An 18,245-nucleotide genomic window follows, 5' to 3' on the forward strand; every position below is an offset into this window, starting at 1 on the left:
ATTGCCCTTTGGGGCTCTGCTGGGCGGGACTTCCACTCCCGCCCGTTCTTTTTTCCGGAACCGTACGCACTACACTTCGGCTCAGTTTGAGCGACCGGACGCGTTACTTGCCGGCCTTATCCCCTCTCGGGAATGCGTGGACCGAGGCACCGGCGACACGGGCCATTGCCTTGGAAAATCCCTGTTCGAAATCCTCTGCGGGAACCGGCACCGCTTCGGGCGCGAGCTTGCCGGTGAAGATGCGCGTCACCTTCGGATGCACTGGCTCTGCCTTTTGGAGGTCGCGCTGGCCCTTGCGCAGGATTGCGGCGAGCTGGTTCTGGTTGAAGCGCTGCTCGGCGGCAGCGGCGGCGCGCGTTGCCTTGTCGAACTCGGCCCTGCCGCGCGCGTGGACGCGTCCCTCGTCCTGGTCCTTGAAGCCGGTATCGGCGATGCACGCTGCGTCACAGATGAACCGGTTCTTGAGGTCATACACCTTGATGGAGCCGTGCAGGTCATCGGGATCGAAGCGGATCGTCACCTGATCGCCCATGTGCTGGTTCAGCTCGCGGCTCCAGTACCGGTTGCCGGCGAAGTGCACTGCGCCGCTGCCCTTGTGGGTCTTGATCGTCTCGGAGGCGAGCAGCCAGAGGAAGCGCTGTGCCTCGGATGCACGCCGAACGATCGTCGTCGGCTGCTGCATGCTCTCCTCGAAGACGGCGTCGAAGCTGCGGCCCTTGGCGATCTGGGTTTTGCGGCCGGTTCGGGCGTTGTGCTCGGCGACCTGGTGCGCGATGAGCCGCTTCAGGTCCTCGATGTCGATAGCCGTCCTCATGTAATTGTCGGGCTTTTCGGTCGGCTTCTTGCCGGTATACGCCCCGGCGCAGACCGGATGCTTCGAGATGTCCTCGGCAAAATCGCCCCAGGCGCGTTCGATCGGCTTCGACTGGCCGGATTTCGGCAGAACGAAATGCGGCTTGATCTTCAGGGCGACGAGCAGGCCTTCCGGGTCCTCGGGGCGGACCTTGAAGCGATAGCGTGTCTTCGCGCCGCCGGAGATTTTCTTCGAGGCGAAGGCCCGGCCGTTGTCGATGTACATGTCTTCGGGAATGCCGAAGCTCTCCACCATGTCGCCGACGACAAGGCGCACGACCTCCCATGTCTCCGCCTCGTCGAGCCGCCAGGACAGGATCTTGTTCGAATAGAGGTCCTGGATGCCGACCAGATACATGCGGATCGGCTTCTCGCGGTGCGGCACGCGGATGAAGAGGTCCAGCTGGTGCCCGTCCATGTTGACCGCTTCCATCGCGTGGAAGCAGGTGCGGTTCCGGCGCTGCGACGGATAGAGCGTCTTCGCCCGCTCGCGGCCCTCGCGGGTCACGACCTGGATCGCCTTCGGCACTTCGGCTTCCATCCGCCGGCGCAGGGACCGTTCGGAGGGGATCGGAGACCATCCCTCTATGGCGGCAGCTTCCAGGAGCCGGCGATAGCATGCGGAGAAGCCCGGCTTTTCCGGGCGCAGATAATCGGACTTCAGGAAATCCCAGGCGTCCGGATGGCATTCCGCCATCTGCGGCACGATGCCGTTGACGGCCGGGGAAGACGGAACGAGCGCGGGGAGCCAGTCTTCGGGGTCCAGGCCCTCGGTTGCCTTCCGCCACTCGTAATAGGCCGATTTCTGGATACCGGCATCATGGGTGGCAACCCCGATGGCGGCAAGGCGTGAGAGGCCGGCCTCGCGCACCAGCTGCTCGACGCGGACGAGCACCTTCAAGCGCGCCTCACAGACGTCTTTCGTCCCCTTCGGCAGTCGGTTGAAGACGGACCAGAGCAGGTTCTTTCGGGCGCGGGCCTCTTCCCAGGAGGCGCCGTCCGGCTGCTGGCGAAGCCGCCATTGCGCCGATGCGGGAAGAAGGCTGACATGGTATTCAACGACCGGACGCGTCTTTCCCTGACGCAGCTGGACACAGCCTGCAACGCCGTTCCAATGGTCTTGGGCATGACGATAGAGGCTGCGCTCCGACGTCGGCAGGTCGGGAAGGTTGAGGGCCAAAAGTTCGGCGAGGGTGAACCACTCCTTCATGCCGTGCCCGCCTTCTTCGCAGCGAGATATTCCTCGAAACCGGCCTTGTGCTGCTGGCAGAATTCGAGCGTCTTGAGGACGGCATGGATGCACACCATCAGCATCTCGGCTTCCTCGCGGCGCATCTTCCCGGCGCTCACCATCTGGTCGTATCGTTTCTCGACCTCGCCGATCAGCCGCTTGACCTCGGCGATCTGGCCGATGATGGAGACTTTCGCGGCCATCAGCGTTCCCTCCGAATTACGATCGGAGCCGACCGCGACCGCTGTTCGGCGAGCACGCGAAGCATGCGCCGGCGCAACGAGCTTTCGGAGGGGATTGGCGACCAGCTATATTTGCGGGCCGCGTGATGCATGCGGCGATAGCAGGCGGAAAAGCTGGGTTTCTCAGGCCGTAGAAAGTCGGACATAAGGAAAGTCCAGGCAGAAGGATGACAAATGGCCATCAGCGTTCCCTCCGGATATGCACCGGCGTGGAGCGCAGGGCGCGCAGCTCGGCCTTGATTGTCTCCTGTTCCTGCTGCAGGCGGGCGATTTCGGCGAGCCGCGCCTCGTCGCCGACGAGCAGGGTCGCGCCCTGGTCGGAGACGGCCTCGTCCCATAGCCACATGGCCCCGGTCGCATGCACGAAGGCCGCGAAGCGGGGCAGGGTGATATCGTGCCCGCCCTTGCTCTCGGCGGTATAGGCGTCGAGCATCGCCTTGCTGATGGAGGGCAGGCCGAGATACTGCGCCATGCGGGCGGCGATCGTCGGACGATCATAGGGGCATTCGCGGATCGCGCGCGCCATTGCCCGCTTCATCTTCGAGCGGTAGCGGTCGATGTCGATGCGGGCGACGGGCGAGCGAACCGGGAACAGCGGCTGCGCGAAGAAATCGAGCTGAGAAGGGTCGCGCCTCATTCCGCGGCCCTCGCGGCGAGCGCCGCCAGCACTTGCTCGACAAGCTCCTTCGGCAGACCGAGGTCGATCAGGAAGAAGCGGTGCGTGTGAACGTCGGCCTTGTCCCATATCGCATGCATGTCGGCCTGGATCGCGCGTTGGCGTTCCATGTCGGTGGTTGGGGTGGATGCTGTGGACGGGGCGGCCTTCGTCTTGCCGGCCCCCAACAGGGACCATGCCGCCTTCAGATCATTGGTTTTCTCGAAGGCGGAGATCAACTTCCCCTGTTCGGCAGGGCCGAGCTTCGCGACCTTGAGCAGCTCCGACTGGTTGTCGGCATAGGCCGTGCCCCGGAGGCGCTCCCGCATTTTGGGATGGAGGTTTTGAGCGATCGTGCTCAGCCGGAAGTATGCGCGACGGGAGAGCCCCATGCGGTCCGCGACGTGCTGGGAGAACCCGCCTGCCTCGGCCTCTTCCTCCAGTAATAGTGCCAAGTTGGCACTCTTCCCGGGCCGGCCGGCCTCCACCTTTCCGTGCTTCTCCTCCCAGACCTCGCGGTACTTGGCGACGAAGATCGCGCGATCGATGACGGACAGCTCGTTGCGGAAGAGGTTTTCCGTGATCTCGATGAGGTGAGCCTCGGCTTGATCGCCTTCGACGATCATCGCGTCGATTTCGCTGTCGTCGTTGATCTGGCACGCCCGGAGGCGGTGAGCCCCGGCGATAAGGGTATACTTGCCGCCCTTTCCGGCAGGTGTGAACCGAACCGTGATGGGGTTGATCTGGCCATGCTCGACCATGCTTTGCGCAATGGCCAGCGCCTCTTCATCCTCGACCGCGCGAAGACGCTCGGGCACGAAGACGTCAGAGATGGGAATGCGTTTGAACTCAGCCATTATGCCGCGGCCTTCTGTGCTTGCTGTAGGAAGATGTCCTTCGCGCGCGCAGCCATGCGGCCATAGGCCCTGGCGAAGACCGGGCAGGTCAGCCGGTTGTCGATGCGCTGGATCGCGAAGGAGATGGAAGTGCGCTGCCGGTCCTGCATCTTGACGATGCGCCGGCGCGGCACGTCGAACTCGACGTGCAGGATATGGATGGCGATCTGCCGGGCGAGCGCCGCATCGAACATGTCGTGCGGCGGCCAGATGATCTCGCGGACCGGAATGTGCGAGAAGTGCACCGCGACAGCCTTGAAGCAGCAGGCTAGCATCACTTCCAGCCGCTGATCCGCGTCATAGGGGTTCATCATGTCAACGCCCCGATAACGCCCGCGATCGCGGCGAACAGCCCCGCGGCCGCTACGCTGAAGAGCAGGATGGTATCGGCTGTGCGGCAGACCGGTGAGAGCGACGGAACGAAGGGGATGAGGTCTATATCGTCGCGCCGTTTCGTCATTGCCGGCACCCGACCTTTCGGGAAAGGTTGCGGTGTGGCGCGGCCGGCAGGACTGGACAGCCGGGGCGGCAGGCCCGTGAAGGCGGGAGGCAACTCTGCCCTGCCGGCCGACGACAGTCGGGACCGGATGCGAAAGGCTAGAACAGCAGCAAGGCCGCGCCGCACCATCACGCCGCCTCCGTCTCGTCTACCGCGGCGGCCCGGCGGCCATAGCGATAGTTCTCCGGCGGTTGCGGGCTCTTGCGGCGGCCGTCCGCGAAATAGCGGGAGGGCCAGAGCAGATGGGGGAGGGTGTCCAGGGCGGCCGCGATGGCGCGTTCGCCGGCAAGGTGCGGTTCGTGGACCGCGTTGCCGGCCGTACGGGCGGGTAGATTGTAGTGCTCGTCGATCATCGCGAGCGTCAGTTTCTTTTCGATAAGCTTGCCCTTGATGCGGGCAACCTCCTTCAGACGACGGCGCTCGGTCCAGCCGAGCTTGCTCGTGACGCTGTCACTGTGCATAAAATCCTCGATCCAGAAGGGAGGCCCTGGCCGGCCTCCTTTTTTGGGGTGTTGAAATCTGCGAACACAGAAAGGGATATCACAGATTGGTAGATAGTAAATACCAATTTGTGAGATCAGGGCTCGTTTGGGGAAGAAACCGAAGCCGTCCAAAACGCCGCTCGGAGAGCGGCTTATGCAGGTGCGTGAAAAGCTAGGCTTTTCCAGCCAGCGCGCTGTCTTTGCTGCAACCGTAGGTCTCACGGAGGCGATGCTGGGATACTATGAGCGAGGCGACAGAACGCCTGATGCGCTCGCCCTTGCGGAGTTTCGGACAAAGCATGGCATCAGTCTGTCCTGGCTGATCACCGGCGATGGCAGCATGTTCGACGACGCGTCAAAGGCCCCCGCGCCATCTGTGGGGGTAGATCCGCAATTGCTTCGGAGGCTGTACCGCGCTGCGCGGCTTGCCTACAAGGACGCCGGGCAACTAGTGCCCGATGAGGACAGCATCGCGGTCGAGGCCGGGAAGCTCTACAACGCGCTTCTGCAGGAGGTCTCGGACATTCGGCAGGAGAGGATCGTGGACGCCGTAATCCCTGTGGTCGTCGATGATCTCAAGACCCGGTTGCGGGAGGCCAATGCCGAGCCGGGCAGCGGGAAACGCTCGGCTTCATCATAGTGAAGTCGATCAGCCTATGCCTGTTCCTTAATGAGACGTTAAACCCGCGCGTGTGTTTCTCAATCTGAAACCGCAGGTATAGTAAATGGTGAAAATCAACTGCGCGCGATTGTACGGGACCGCTCAAGGGGACCACTCGAAAGATTTTGCCAAATGGACCATTTGGATGCGGCACCTGGCAAAATCTCAACTGCCGAGTTCCGGAGCTTAGGCTTTGAATTCTCTGCAATTTTCCGCTGTTCGGGAGATTTTGCCAAGGTTGGCGATATCTAATTTGGATTTTCCCATGCTTTCGGCGCTCGCCAACGGCCTTTCGCCGCGCACGGCAAATCGCCTCAAACCCGGTTCACCGGGCTTTTGAAGCCGCTTTGAAGAATTTCCCGTCCGTTTTGAAGCTCAGCACCAGAGCACCGCCCCGAAGCCCTTTACCAGCCGGTTTCGATCCCATATCGTGTCAAAATGCTGAGCGTTCCACTTCCCGTTTAGCGCCGCCAAGTGCCTGAACTTTCAGGGTCTTCCCGTTCGTTCCCGCTTGTTCCCGGTTAATCCCGCTATTCCGGTATCCTCTGTCAGACAACACCCCCCAGTTCCAGTTCTCCCGTCCTTCGCGCGGCATGACCTCAATGTTCATGACCAACGAGCGGATGACGTTCGCCGCCTCCCGGCGCTCGCCATCGTCGGCCTGCAAGTGACGTGCTCCCCTGATTGTCCGCGTTTATAAGTTAGCCCTGTTCGAGTTTGGTCCTGTCTGGACCGGGTTGCGAACTCATAAGGGGGTCAAGCCGCCGAGGCTCGTATGGGGGCGGATCAGGTTGTAGTCGTTTCTCCAGTCTTCGATAATCTCTCCGGCATGGCGGTAGCTGGTGAAGAGCTGCTCGTTGAGTCATGCAGGGATACCAGTCCTGAGTGCGATCCTGTCCAGTTCACGGCCGACACGCTGGCGGGACAGCGAGTTGTCGACTGTCTCCATCTCCGGAGAACAGACTAACCTCAAACCGAGGACATTTCAGGGGAGCACGTCAGAGCCATTAGCTCGGATGTCCAAGTCCTTGCCCCATAGACAAGAAAATAGCGCAGAAGCGGCCGCCTCTGCGCTGTCTTCAACCGGTTGCGATAATTCTGTCCGGCCTTAGCGACCGTTGCCCGTGACGGCAGAGCGGATGTGGGAGCGGGAGATGCCCAGATCCTGAAGGGCGCGGTCGTCCAGGGCGCCGAGCTCATGGACGGCGCGGCGGTCAGCGGCATATTTCTTGAGCTTTGCGAAGAGGTTCATGATCAACTCCTTTTGTTGAACAATATATAGACGCCTTCCTGACCGATGAACATGCACATGCCTGCAGCGTAGGCATGCCCCAATTGCATGACACTGAAAAAGAACGCGACTCCTAAAGTTTGCTATCGCGAAACGCTATGGCGGCAGAATGGAGTTGTGTTGGCCAAGGCCCCGTGCATGACCCTACTCTGACCGGAGTTGGCGACTGGCTGACCAAAAGAGCCGGGAAAACGGCCTTTGATCGTGCGGTATGGACCGGACGAGGATATCCGAACCAGGAGTGGGAACATGACACACACGCTTACCCGCAGAATGCTTTGCCTTTCCACCGCCCTCCTCACCGTGGCCGCCCTTGCGCCGGGTCTTGCCGGCGAGGCGAAGGCCGATGAAGCGCCGATCAAGCTCGGCATCGTCGCGCCGATGAGCGGCCCGAACGCCCGCTACGGCGCCTTCTCGATGCATGGCGCGGAACTGGCGGTCAAGGAGATCAACGATGCCGGCGGCGTCAACGGCCACAAGATCGAGCTCTACAATGCCGACAGCCAGGGCACGCCCGTCGAGGGCGTCTCGGCGACGCGCCGGCTGATTGATCAGGATGAGGTGGACTTCGTCATCGGCGACGTCTCCAGCTCCGTGACGCTCGCCATGCAGCCGGTCGCGGAAGATGCCGGTGTGCTGCTGCTGAACGCGGCCTCCTCCAACCCGAAGATCACCTACGGCGCCGGCGTCGGCGGCTTCAAGTGGACCTACCGCAACTATCCGACCGACGAGAACCGCGCCTATGTCGTGGCGAAATACGCCGCCGAGGAGCGCGGCTTCACCAAGTTCGCCGTGCTGTCCGTCGACAGCGACTATGGCCGCTCGGCCATCGAGTTCACCAAGAAATACCTGCCCGAGTTCAAGGGCGAGATCCTCTCGGAAGACTATTACAAGGAAGGCGAGGTCGACTTCCGCAGCGTGCTGGCGAAGATCCGCGACGGCGGGGCTCAGGCGATCATCATGTACGGCCTTGCCGACACGACGCCGATCATCGCCCGCCAGATGGTCGAGCTCGGCCTTGCCGGTAAGGTGACGCTGGTCGGCAACGGCGAGTTCAACACCGAAAAGACCATCGCCTCCGCGCCGACGGCGCTTGAGGGTGCCGTCGAGGCCGCCGCCTGGCTGCCGGCCTGGGATTCGCCGGAAAGCAAGGCCTTCGTCGAAAAGTTCACCACGACTTACAATGAAGCGCCGAACAACCATGCCTATGTGCATTGGGACACGGTGAACCTGCTCGCCGCCGCTGTGCGCGAGGCCGGCAGCGTCGAGCGCGAGGCGGTGCGTGACGCGCTGTCGAAGATCAAGTACAAGAGCCCCGTCGGCGAGGTGACCTTCGACGACCACAACCAGGCCCGCCTGCCGATGATCCTGTTGCAGATCGAGGACGGCAAGCCGAGCATCAAGGGCGCCTTCACGGCGGATATCCAGTATCCTGCCAACTGAGCCGGTCGGGAGGACAGGCCCATGGTCTCGACCCTTATCGAGCAGATCGTCAACGGCATCGTCACCGGTTCGGTCTATGCCATCGTCGCGGTCGGCATGACGATGATCTTCGGCGTGCTCAGGGCGATCAACTTCGCCCATGGCGAATATTACATGCTCGGCACCTTCGGGGCCTGGTTCGCCATCGATTACCTTGGCCTGTCCTATGAGGCCTCGATCGTCGTCGGCATCCTCTCGACCATCGTCATCGCCTATGTGGTGGGGCAGCTCGTGATGCGCCGCATGGTGGGGGCCCCGGCGGAATCCGGGGTGCTCGCCACGCTCGGCATCGCGCTCGTCCTGCAGAACACCGTCATCCTCGTCTTCGGCGGCGGCTACAAGTTCTTCTCCGGCGGCTATATCGAGCCCGTCTCGATCCTCGGCTTCTCTCTCGCCGAGCAGCGCGTGCTCATCCTCGTCGTCTGCCTCCTGGTCTTCATCGGGCTGGAGCTGATGGTGACGCACAGCCGCATGGGCAAGGCGATGCGGGCGGTGTCGCAGAACGTCGAATGCTGCGAGGTGGTCGGCATCGACGTGCCGCAGGTGGTGCTGAGGACCTTCATCCTCGGCGCGGCGCTGGCGGCGCTCTCGGGCGTCCTCACCGCGCCCGTCAATGTCAGCGTCTATGGTGGCATGGGCGAGCTCATCACCTTCAAGACGCTGCCGATCATCATCATGGGGGGCCTTGGCAATGTGCGCGGCACCTTCTTCGCCGCCATGATCCTCGGCATCGCCGAAAGCCTCGTCGCCACCTATGTCGGCCTGCAATACCGCGACACGGTGGGTTTTGCGACGCTGATCCTGATGCTGATGTGGCGGCCGCACGGACTGTTCTCGACGCAGGCGCGCTTCTAGGGGCATTCCAGCCGAAGCGGAAAACGCTTCGGCGCTCCGGGCGTGAAACTCCTCTCGAACTTTTGGGGACCCGACATGTCTCTCACGCAAACCAGCGAACGGGCGCGCCGGCGCGATTATCGCATCCCGCTCGGCATCCTGCTCTTCTCCGTGGCGCTCGCCGCGCCCTTCATCGGCAGTCGCTATGTCGTCCATGCGCTGATCATCGCGCTCGTCTTCATGCTGCCGGCGCACGGGCTGAACCTGCTCGTCGGCTATACCGGGCTGCTCTCGCTCGCCCAGGCCGCCTTCTTCGGCATCGGCGCCTATACGGCGGGGCTGCTCGCCATCGGCTACGGCACGCCCTTCTACGTCAATGCCGTGGTCGCGGGCCTTGCCGCCGGCGCGGTGGCGCTGCCGCTCGGCGTGCCTGCGCTGCGCCTGCGCTCCACCTCCTTCGTCATGTGTACGCTCGGCTTCGTCATCATCGGCCAGGCCATCGCCAAGAACTGGATCTCGGTGACGCGCGGCGACATGGGGCTTTCGGGCATCCCGAAACCCTATTTCGAACTCGGCCCGCTCTCCTTCACCGTGGGCGGCACCACCGGCTTCTACTACCTGGCGCTCGCCATCGGCATTCTCGCGACGCTCGCGGTCTTCGCCGTCGTCCGCTCGCCGGCCGGCCGCAACATGGTGGCGATCCGCGAGAACGAGACGCTGGCCGAATCCCTCGGCGTGCCGACCTGGCACTACAAGCTGATCGTCTTCATGCTGAGTGCCGTCTTCGCCGGCGTCGGCGGCAGCCTCTATGCGCATTACCTCACGGTGGTGAGCCCGCTCACCTTCCAGATGTACTATTCCACCACCATGCTGATCATCGTGCTCGGCGGCGGAGCGGGCATGATCTCCGGCACCATCTTCGGCAGCCTGCTCTTCGTCGGCCTCACCGAGGCGCTGCGCATCACGCCGGAACTGCGCATGATCGCCTACGGCCTCTGCCTGCTGGTGCTGGTCTTCTGGTTCAAGCAGGGTTTCGCGCCGGTCATCAACCGGGTGTGGAACGCCATCGGAGGCGCGAAATGACGACTCATCTTCCGCTTCTCGACATCCGGAACCTCACCAAGAGCTACGGCGCGGTGAAGGCCGTCAACGATGTCAGCCTGCATATCGACCGCGGCGAGATCGCCGGGCTGATCGGGCCGAACGGCTCGGGAAAATCGACCTTCTTCGATTGCAGCACCGGCCTTGCCAGGCCCGATACCGGCACGGTCGTGCTCGACGGGCAGGACATCACCGGCTGGTCGCTGAACCGCATCGCGCGGGAGGGCCGCATGCTGCGCTCCTTCCAGAAGACCGTCACCTTCCGCTCGCTCGACGTGGAGGAAAACCTGATCATCGCCGGGCAGATGTTCACCTTCCCGTCGATCCTGTCGACCTTCAGCATCGGAAAGCTGTCGCGCCAGCGCATCGCCGGCCTTCGCGAACGCGCCCGCGAGCTCATCAGGATGGCCGGCCTCTGGGACGTGCGCCACCAGCCTGCGGGCAACCTGTCCGGAGGCCAGCAGAAGCTGATCCAGTTCGCCTCCATGCTGATGCCGGAGCCCAAGCTCATCCTGCTCGACGAGCCGATGGCCGGCATCAACCCGAAGATCATCGAGCGGGTGGTGGAGACCATCCTTTACGCCAACAAATCGCTCGGCGTCAGCTTCCTCGTCATCGAGCACAATATCGACGTGGTCACCAGCATCTGCCGGCGCGTCATCGTGCTCGACCAGGGGCAGAAGCTGGCCGAGGGACTGCCGCAGGACATCATCCAGGACCAGCGCGTGAGGGAGGCCTATCTTGGCGGCTGAGACGAACCTTTCGATCGCCGGCCTGCGCGCCGGCTACGGCAATCTCGACATCCTCAACGGCGTCGACCTCGACGTGCCGGCCGGCCAGTTCGTCGCGCTGATGGGGCCGAATGGGGCGGGGAAATCCACCCTCCTCAAGACGCTCTACGGCATGACCACCATCAAGGGCGGCAGCATAAACTGGCGCGGCAAGGACATCGCCGGCTACAGGTCGCGCGCGATCCTTGGCGAAGGCATTTCCTTCGTGCCGCAGGGGCGCTGCAATTTCCCGGTGATGACGGTCGACGAGAACCTCCAGATGGCGGCCTACACGATCCGCGACGAGAAGGTGAAGGGCGAGCGGGATTATGTCTACGATCTCTTCCCGATCCTGAAGAAGCGCCGCACGACGCTGGCGGGCAACATGTCCGGCGGCGAGCAGCAGCTTCTCGAAGTGGCGATGGCCGTGCTCCAGCGGCCGAAGGTGCTGCTGGTGGACGAACCCTCGGTCGGCCTTTCGCCCGCCGCCATCGGCATTGTCTTCGACGAGCTTTTGCGCCTGCACGCCTCCGGCCAGACGATCCTGCTCGTCGAGCAGAACACCAAGAAGGCCATGGAGGTCGCCGAGCGGGCGGTCATCCTGCGGCTCGGCAAGGTGATCTGGGACGGGCGGCCGGCCGACATCACCCATGACGAACTCGGCGAACTCTTCCTGACGGGCAAGATGCGCGGCGAAGCCGAGGCGCCGCACTGATCCACCAATCGAGGTCATTCCCATGAACACGTTCACCCCCGCCTCCCGCGTCTCGCGCATCAAGGTCTCGCCCAGCTCCGCCGCGTCGGCGCGGGCGCGAGACCTGAAGGCGGCCGGCCGCGATATCGTCGACATGACCGTCGGCGAGCCGGATTTCGACACGCCCGACGACGTGAAGGCCGCCGCCCATGCCGCCATAGACCGCGGCGAGACGAAATACACCGCCGTCAACGGCACGCCCGCCCTGCGCAGGGCGATCATCGGCGACTTCAAGCGCCGCCTCGGCCTCGACTATGCGGAAAACGAGATCTGCGTCGGCGGCGGGGCGAAGCAGATCCTCTTCCTCGCGCTGATGGCGAGCGTCGAGAACGGCGCGGAGGTCATCGTGCCCGCGCCCTACTGGGTGTCCTATCCGGACATGGTGATCGCCAATGACGGCACGCCGGTCATCGTCGAATGCCCGGAGGCGCAGGGCTTCAAGCTGACGCCCGCGGCGCTGGAGGCGGCGATCACGCCGAAGACGCTCTGGCTGATCCTCAACGCGCCCTCCAACCCGACAGGCGCCGCCTATTCGCGCGCCGAGCTGGAGGCGCTCGGCGCCGTGCTCCTCCGCCACCCCCAGGTGTTCGTCCTGTCGGACGATATCTACGACCAGGTCTGGTTCCGCGACGAGCCGATGACGACGCTCGCCGCCGCCGTCCCCGCCCTGAAGGACCGTATCCTGCTGACCAACGGCGTCTCCAAATCCTACGCCATGACCGGCTGGCGCATCGGCTATGCCGCCGGTCCCGCGCCGCTCGTCGCCGCGATCAACAAGCTCCAGTCGCAGATGTCCTCCTGCCCGTCCTCCGTCAGCCAGGCCGCCGCGGCTTACGCGCTTTCCGCCGACCAGTCCTTCGTGCGCGACAGCGTCGCGGTCTACAAGGAGCGCCGCGACTATGCCTGCGCCCGGCTCAACGCCATACCGGGCCTCTCCTGCACCGTGCCGGACGGCGCCTTCTACCTCTTCCCCAATTGCGCCGGGGTGATCGGCAGGCGCATGCCCGAGGGCAAGGTGATCGAGACGGACCTCGATTTCGTGCTCTACCTCCTCGACGGCGTCGGCGTCGCCGCCCTGCAAGGCGCCGCCTACGGCCTCTCCCCCCATTTCCGTCTGTCGATCGCCACGTCGATGGAGGCGATCCGGGAGGCGTGCGATCGTATCGAGAGGGCTGTTGCGGCGCTCCGTTGAGGATCGTGCGGGGCAATTGCCCCTCATCCGGCCTGCCGGCCACCTTCTCCCCGTAAACGGGGAGAAGGGATATACCGCGCCGGTTTCCCTAACTCGATATCCTTGCGTGGGGCACGTCCCCTCTCCCCGCTTGCGGGGAGAGGGTTAGGGTGAGGGGCAAAACGACCTCAAGGCCCGGCAGGGCAGAGGGGGGTGATCCCCGAGCCACAAGCAACTGGCCCTTGCGCCCCGCCCATCCGAACGCTTAGGGTCCGGCAAAGGGAGAGGCCATGAGCGTCGATTTCCGCAAGCTGAAGAGTTTCGTCAAGATCGTCGACACGGGAAGCGTTTCCCGGGCGGCGGCGATCCTGCGCACGGCCCAGCCGGCGCTCTCCCAGCAGATCGCCTCGCTCGAAACCCATTTCAAGCACAAGCTGCTGATCCGCAGCAATGTCGGCATCGCGCCGACCGAGGCGGGGCTGATCCTCTATCGCCATGCCCAGCTCATGCTGAAGCAGCTCGACCAGGCGCAGATCGACATCGACCAGGCGGCGAAATCGGTCGCCGGCCGCGTCTCCATCGGCCTTGCCACCTATTCCACCTCCAGCGCGCTTTCGCTGCCGCTGCTGAAGGAGATGCGGGCGCGCCATCCGCATATCATCCTGCATGTCAACGACAGCTTCGGCCATATCCTGTCCGAGCTGATCATGACCGGCAAGATGGACATGGCGCTGATCTACGCCGCCAATCCCATCAAGGGCGTGACGCTCCAGCCGCTGTTTCGCGAGGAGATGTTCCTCGTCTCCCCGCCCGGCACGCAGTTCCCCGCCGAGCCCAGCCGCCCGCTGCCGCTCGCCGCGCTTCAGGACGTGCCCCTGCTGCTCCCCAGCAAGGCGCATCTCCTGCGTCGCCTCATCGACGACGCGCTGGCCCGCGCCCGGGTCTCGCCCGAGGTCATCTCCGAGATCGAATCCGTCCCTGCGCTCAGCGCCGCCGTGCTCGACGGCCTCGGCTCGACCATCCTGCCGGCCTCCGTGGTGACCGAGACCTCGGGCTTTGCCGGCGCGGAGGTGCGGGCGCTGACCAAGCCGGTGATCGACGCCACCATATCGCTCTGCGTCTCCGACCACCTGCCGCTGTCGGAGCCGGCGATCGCCGCCCGCTCGGTGCTGCTTGAGATCGTTTCGCGGCTGATGAGCAGTCATCATCAGGGGATTCGGCCGGTTTAAGCATCGGCCGTCCTGCTCCGCCACACCCCCCTCTGCCCTGCCGGGCATCTCCCCCTCAAGGGGGGAGATTGGATGGAGCGCCGTTTCGCCCATCTTTGACGTTGCTGATGGAGCAGGGTTTTCGCTTCTTGCCGATCTCCCCCCTTGAGGGGGAGATGCCCGGCAGGGCAGAGGGGGGTGTGGCGGAGCAGGACGGCCATAACCAAACCCTATGGCGGCAGACGGTAGTTGTGTTGGCCAAGGCGCGCTTCCGTCTCCTACCCTTGGGGCAGCAACGGGTTCGAGGCTCGAACCGTCCGACCGCGCTCCGAGGGAAACATGGCAAAACTGGCTTTCGACACTGGCGGGACCTTCACCGACTTCGCCCTTCTCGACGACACGGGCGAGCTGCACCTCCACAAGGTGCTCAGCACGCCGCACAATCCGGCCGAGGCCGTGGTGCAGGGTGTCACGGAACTGCTCGACCTGCACGGCGGGTCGATCGACATTGCCGGCCTCCAGGTGCTCGGCGCGACCACGGTCGTCACCAATGCGGTGCTGGAGCGCAAGGGCGTCGAGACCGGCTTCGTCACCACCGCCGGCTTCCAGGATATGCTGCGCATCCGCAACGAGGGGCGCTACGACCTCTACGACCTCAACATCAAGTATCCCGACCCGCTGGTCGCCCGCGCCAATTGCCACGGCGCGGAGGAGCGCATCGCCGCCGACGGCGCGGTGATGACCGCGCTTTCCGAAGAGAGCGTGCGCGAGATCGCCGGCCGGCTACGCGAGGGGGGCATCCGCTCCGTCGCCGTCTGCCTGCTGCATGCCTATAAATATCCGCAGCACGAGAAGCGCGTCGCCGCCCTCCTGCGCGAGGAGGACCCGGACATCTTCGTCTCGCTCTCCTCGGAGGTCTGCCCGGAGATGCGCGAGTTCGACCGCGCCTCCACCACCGTCGTCAACGCCTATACAAGGCCGCAGATGGCCGGCCATGTCGCCCATCTCCAGCGCGAATTCGCCGAAAAGGGCATCGACCGGCAGGTGCTGTGGATGACGTCTTCCGGTGGCCTCGTCCCTAGCCGTCGCGCGGCGGAACTGCCGGTGCGGCTGATCGAATCCGGCCCGGCGGCCGGCGCGGTGGCGGCGGCGGAGTTCGGGCGCATCGCCGGGGAGGAGAGCGTCCTCTCCTTCGACATGGGCGGCACGACGGCAAAGCTCTGCCTCATCCCGAACGGCGAGCCGACCGTCGGGACCGACCTCGAAGTGGCGCACTATCATCGCTTCCGCAAGGGCTCCGGCTATCCGCTGAAAATCCAGTCGATCCAGATGATCGAGATCGGCGCGGGCGGCGGCTCGATCGCGGCGAAGAACCCGCTCGGCCTGCTCGATGTCGGCCCGCGCTCGGCGGGCGCCGCGCCCGGTCCGGCCGCCTACCAGCGCGGCGGCACGGAACCGACCGTCACCGATGCCGACATCCTGCTCGGCTACATGGGCACCGGCTCCTTCGTTGGCGGCTCGTTCAAGGTCTCGAAGGAGGCGGCGCAGGAGGCGATGGCCGAGCTCGCGACGGCGCTGAACGTCTCCGTGGAGCGTTGCGCCTGGGGCATCCACGACCTCGTCAACGAATCCATGAGCAAGGCGGCGGCGATGCATGCCACCGACCTCGGCGTCGATCCGCGCTCGCTGCCCATGGTCGCCTTCGGCGGCGCGGGGCCGGTGCATGCCTACGGCATCGCCCGCAAGCTCGGCATCAGGCGGGTGATCTGCCCGACGGGGGCGGGCGTCACCTCGGCCATCGGCCTCCTCATCGCGCCGGTCGCGGTCGACCTTTCGGTCAGCCATCCGATGGCGGTCGATAGCTGGGACATGGACGCGATGAACGCCATCCTCGACGATCTCGCGGGCCAGGGCGCCGAAGTCGTCTCGGCGGCGGGCGTCGAGAAGGCGACGATCCGCAACCGCTATACCGTCGACATGCGCCATGTCGGGCAGGGGCACGAGATCACTGTCGTCCTGCCGGATCGCGGTCTGCCGCTGGAGGACTTCCGCCGCCAGCTTCTCGACAATTTCTTCAAGCTCTATCGCGAGCTGTTCGGCCGCACCGTCGCCGCGCCCGTCGAGGCGATCACCTGGCGGCTGCGCGCGAGCGGCGAGAAGGACCAGGTCACCCGGCCGCACCGCACCGAGGTGGCGGACGCAAGGAAGGGCAGCCGGCCGGTCTATTTCCCGGAGATCGGGACCTATACGGAAACGGCGGTCTACGACCATTACAAGCTGCCGGTCGGCACGGCGGTCAAGGGACCGGCCATCGTCGAGCAGCGTGAATCGACCGCGGTCGTCGGCCCGGCCGGCACCTTCCACGTGGATGCCAGCGGCAACCTCGTCATCAACATCGATTAAGGGGACGGCAGATGTCGAAGACCGCTACCGATTTCAACGATCCGATCAATCTCCAGGTGATGTGGAACCGCCTGATCTTCATCGCCGACCAGGCCGATACCGTGCTCGGCAAGACGGCCTTCTCGCCCATCGTGCGCGAGAACCATGACTATGTGACCGTGCTGATGGACAGCAAGGGCAGGGCGCTCGCCCAGTGCACCTGGTCGATCCCCGTCTTCATCACCTCGCTGCCCGTCGCCGCGCAGAAATATTTCCTGCCGAAATTCCCGGTCGAGACCCTGCAGGAAGGCGACGTGCTCGCCACCAACGACCCGGAGATCGGCACGGGCCACCTGCCGGACGTGACGATGATCACGCCGATCTTCAAGAACGGCAAGGTCGTCGCCTATGCCGGTTCCATCGCACATCTCCCCGATATCGGCGGCGCGCCGCTGCATTCGGAGGCGAGCGACATTTTCGAGGAAGGCATCCGCTTCCCCATCGTCAAGCTGCTCAAGGCCGGCGTGCCGAACGAGGATGTCTTCGACATCATCGCAGCCTCCGTGCGCCTGCCGACGGAGGTGAAGGGCGACCTCGAATCGATGATCGCCGCCAACAATGTCATGGGCCGGGAACTGGTGAAGTTCCTTGACGAATACGGGCTCGATGATGTTGACGGGCTCGCCGAGGCGATCCATTCCCGCTCCGAGGCGCAGACGCGCAAGGCGATCCGCGAATGGCCGAACGGCACCTATTCGGCCGAAGTGCTGCTCGACGGCTACGATACGGACGTGAAGCTCTGCGCCTCCGTCATCGTCAGGGACGATTCGATCCATGTCGATTATGCCGGCACGTCGGACCAGGTGCTGCATTCGATCAATTGCCGCACCAATTACCGCTATGCCCATTCGGTCTATGCGCTGAAATGCCTGCTCGATCCGGAGACGCCGAACAACGAGGGCTGCATCGTGCCGATCACCGACGAGGCGCCGCTCGGCTCGATCCTCAATCCGCAGCAGTGGACGGCCGGCAATTCGCGCAACCTGATCGGCCACGTCATCCCCTCGCTGATCTTCAGGGCGCTGGAGAAGGTGGTGCCGGAGAAGGTGATGGGCGACAGCGGCGGCGCGCCGATCTGGGCGGCCAATTGCGTCGGCCAGCGCGACGACGGCTCGCAATACGGCTCCGTGCAGAATTTCCACGGCGGGCAGGGTGCGCGGGCGGAATTCGACGGGCTCGACACGCTGAGCTTCCCGTCGAACTGCAAGGTGACGGCGGTGGAGATGTTCGAGATCGCCGTGCCGGTGCTGACCGAGCGCAAGGAACTGATCGCCGACTCGGGCGGGGCGGGAAAACATCGTGGCGGGCTCGGCCAGCGCGTGGTGCTGCGCAATCTCGGCCGCAACCCGATGAGCATCTACCTCGCCTCCGAGCGCGTGCGCCATCCCTGCTTCGGCGTGGTGGACGGCGAGAGCGGCGCGCCCGGCAAGGTGATGAAGGAAGGCCGGCCGCAGTTTCCCAAGGGCAAGGTCGTGCTGAAGACCGGCGAGCGGCTGGAGGTCGAGACCCCCGGCGGCGGCGGCTGGGGCCGGGCGGCCGAGCGCAGCGCCGATCTCGTCGCGCAGGATCTCGCTGAAGGGCTGGTCACGCCGGAAGCGGCGCGCGCCCGCTACGGCTATAAGGAACGGGCGGCGGCGGAATAAAGCAATTCCAGCAAAAGTGCGCAGCGGTTTT

General features: G+C 64.5%; 20 protein-coding genes and 1 pseudogene. 10 read left to right on the forward strand and 11 right to left on the reverse strand.

The annotated features are described in order from the left end of the window. Positions 1 to 103 precede the first annotated feature (103 nt). Genes MUU56_RS16735 through MUU56_RS16770 form a run of 8 tightly spaced genes read right to left on the reverse strand, consistent with a single transcriptional unit; the run spans position 104 to position 4,836 of the window. The gene (locus tag MUU56_RS16735) at positions 104 to 2,062 is read right to left on the reverse strand and encodes a transposase domain-containing protein (RefSeq protein WP_244768415.1); all 1,959 of its coding nucleotides are present in this window, start codon (positions 2,060 to 2,062) and stop codon (positions 104 to 106) included. Next, the gene (locus tag MUU56_RS16740) at positions 2,059 to 2,286 is read right to left on the reverse strand and encodes a hypothetical protein (protein ID WP_244768416.1); all 228 of its coding nucleotides are present in this window, start codon (positions 2,284 to 2,286) and stop codon (positions 2,059 to 2,061) included. The genes MUU56_RS16735 and MUU56_RS16740 overlap by 4 nt, the downstream gene beginning before the upstream one ends. Then, on the reverse strand, positions 2,286 to 2,507 hold the full coding sequence (locus MUU56_RS16745) for a DNA-binding domain-containing protein (protein WP_263194357.1): 222 nt from the start codon (positions 2,505 to 2,507) through the stop codon (positions 2,286 to 2,288). Before MUU56_RS16745 ends, MUU56_RS16740 begins: the two co-directional genes overlap by 1 nt. Then, positions 2,507 to 2,962 carry a hypothetical protein gene (locus tag MUU56_RS16750; protein WP_244768417.1) on the reverse strand — a complete coding sequence of 152 codons (456 nt, stop codon included), beginning with the start codon at positions 2,960 to 2,962 and terminating at the stop codon, positions 2,507 to 2,509. Before MUU56_RS16750 ends, MUU56_RS16745 begins: the two co-directional genes overlap by 1 nt. Continuing rightward, positions 2,959 to 3,837 carry a ParB/RepB/Spo0J family partition protein gene (locus MUU56_RS16755; RefSeq protein WP_244768418.1) on the reverse strand — a complete coding sequence of 293 codons (879 nt, stop codon included), beginning with the start codon at positions 3,835 to 3,837 and terminating at the stop codon, positions 2,959 to 2,961. Before MUU56_RS16755 ends, MUU56_RS16750 begins: the two co-directional genes overlap by 4 nt. Continuing rightward, positions 3,837 to 4,190 (reverse strand): hypothetical protein, encoded by a 354-nt coding sequence (locus MUU56_RS16760; RefSeq protein WP_244768419.1) that lies wholly within the window; start codon positions 4,188 to 4,190, stop codon positions 3,837 to 3,839. Before MUU56_RS16760 ends, MUU56_RS16755 begins: the two co-directional genes overlap by 1 nt. Beyond that, the gene (locus tag MUU56_RS16765) at positions 4,187 to 4,504 is read right to left on the reverse strand and encodes a hypothetical protein (protein ID WP_244768420.1); all 318 of its coding nucleotides are present in this window, start codon (positions 4,502 to 4,504) and stop codon (positions 4,187 to 4,189) included. The genes MUU56_RS16760 and MUU56_RS16765 overlap by 4 nt, the downstream gene beginning before the upstream one ends. Continuing rightward, positions 4,504 to 4,836 carry a helix-turn-helix domain-containing protein gene (locus MUU56_RS16770; protein WP_244768421.1) on the reverse strand — a complete coding sequence of 111 codons (333 nt, stop codon included), beginning with the start codon at positions 4,834 to 4,836 and terminating at the stop codon, positions 4,504 to 4,506. The genes MUU56_RS16765 and MUU56_RS16770 overlap by 1 nt, the downstream gene beginning before the upstream one ends. A 175-nt stretch (positions 4,837 to 5,011) precedes the next feature. Here MUU56_RS16770 and MUU56_RS16775 point away from each other — a divergent pair, with 175 nt between their 5' ends. Further along, positions 5,012 to 5,497, forward strand: coding sequence for a helix-turn-helix domain-containing protein (locus tag MUU56_RS16775; RefSeq protein ID WP_244768422.1), 486 nt, complete (start codon positions 5,012 to 5,014; stop codon positions 5,495 to 5,497). A gap of 454 nt (positions 5,498 to 5,951) precedes the next feature. On the opposite strand, the gene MUU56_RS16780 is transcribed toward MUU56_RS16775, so the two are convergent. From MUU56_RS16780 to MUU56_RS16790, 3 genes and pseudogenes are all read right to left on the reverse strand, one after another. Further along, the gene (locus tag MUU56_RS16780) at positions 5,952 to 6,185 is read right to left on the reverse strand and encodes a hypothetical protein (RefSeq protein WP_244768423.1); all 234 of its coding nucleotides are present in this window, start codon (positions 6,183 to 6,185) and stop codon (positions 5,952 to 5,954) included. 35 nt (positions 6,186 to 6,220) lie between these two features. Further along, a pseudogene (locus MUU56_RS32930) lies at positions 6,221 to 6,380 on the reverse strand (integrase core domain-containing protein); the annotation flags it as partial. A 246-nt stretch (positions 6,381 to 6,626) separates the two neighbouring features. After that, on the reverse strand, positions 6,627 to 6,770 hold the full coding sequence (locus MUU56_RS16790; protein ID WP_244768424.1) for a DUF1127 domain-containing protein: 144 nt from the start codon (positions 6,768 to 6,770) through the stop codon (positions 6,627 to 6,629). A gap of 288 nt (positions 6,771 to 7,058) precedes the next feature. Here MUU56_RS16790 and MUU56_RS16795 point away from each other — a divergent pair, with 288 nt between their 5' ends. The 9 genes from MUU56_RS16795 to MUU56_RS16835 all read left to right on the forward strand — a co-directional run bounded on the left by MUU56_RS16795 (position 7,059) and on the right by MUU56_RS16835 (position 18,214). Continuing rightward, complete coding sequence (locus tag MUU56_RS16795) at positions 7,059 to 8,252, forward strand: ABC transporter substrate-binding protein (RefSeq protein ID WP_244768425.1); 1,194 nt, start codon at positions 7,059 to 7,061, stop codon at positions 8,250 to 8,252. Between the two features lie 21 nt (positions 8,253 to 8,273). Then, complete coding sequence (locus tag MUU56_RS16800; protein WP_244768426.1) at positions 8,274 to 9,146, forward strand: branched-chain amino acid ABC transporter permease; 873 nt, start codon at positions 8,274 to 8,276, stop codon at positions 9,144 to 9,146. Between the two features lie 75 nt (positions 9,147 to 9,221). Then, positions 9,222 to 10,208 (forward strand): branched-chain amino acid ABC transporter permease, encoded by a 987-nt coding sequence (locus tag MUU56_RS16805; protein WP_244768427.1) that lies wholly within the window; start codon positions 9,222 to 9,224, stop codon positions 10,206 to 10,208. After that, entirely contained in the window at positions 10,205 to 10,978 is a 774-nt protein-coding gene (locus tag MUU56_RS16810) for an ABC transporter ATP-binding protein (protein ID WP_244768428.1), read from the forward strand. Before MUU56_RS16805 ends, MUU56_RS16810 begins: the two co-directional genes overlap by 4 nt. Then, positions 10,968 to 11,711, forward strand: coding sequence for a branched-chain amino acid ABC transporter ATP-binding protein (locus MUU56_RS16815; protein WP_244768429.1), 744 nt, complete (start codon positions 10,968 to 10,970; stop codon positions 11,709 to 11,711). Before MUU56_RS16810 ends, MUU56_RS16815 begins: the two co-directional genes overlap by 11 nt. Before the next feature lie 22 nt (positions 11,712 to 11,733). After that, complete coding sequence (locus MUU56_RS16820) at positions 11,734 to 12,942, forward strand: aspartate transaminase (RefSeq protein WP_244768430.1); 1,209 nt, start codon at positions 11,734 to 11,736, stop codon at positions 12,940 to 12,942. Positions 12,943 to 13,211: 269 nt separating this feature from the next. Then, positions 13,212 to 14,150 carry a nitrogen assimilation transcriptional regulator NAC gene (nac, locus tag MUU56_RS16825; RefSeq protein ID WP_244768431.1) on the forward strand — a complete coding sequence of 313 codons (939 nt, stop codon included), beginning with the start codon at positions 13,212 to 13,214 and terminating at the stop codon, positions 14,148 to 14,150. Between the two features lie 318 nt (positions 14,151 to 14,468). Further along, complete coding sequence (locus MUU56_RS16830; RefSeq protein WP_244768432.1) at positions 14,469 to 16,532, forward strand: hydantoinase/oxoprolinase family protein; 2,064 nt, start codon at positions 14,469 to 14,471, stop codon at positions 16,530 to 16,532. Positions 16,533 to 16,543: 11 nt separating this feature from the next. Continuing rightward, on the forward strand, positions 16,544 to 18,214 hold the full coding sequence (locus MUU56_RS16835) for a hydantoinase B/oxoprolinase family protein (protein ID WP_244768433.1): 1,671 nt from the start codon (positions 16,544 to 16,546) through the stop codon (positions 18,212 to 18,214). Positions 18,215 to 18,245 lie beyond the last annotated feature (31 nt).

The sequence above is a fragment of the Shinella yambaruensis genome (genome assembly GCF_022899355.1).
GTDB lineage: Bacteria > Pseudomonadota > Alphaproteobacteria > Rhizobiales > Rhizobiaceae > Shinella > Shinella yambaruensis.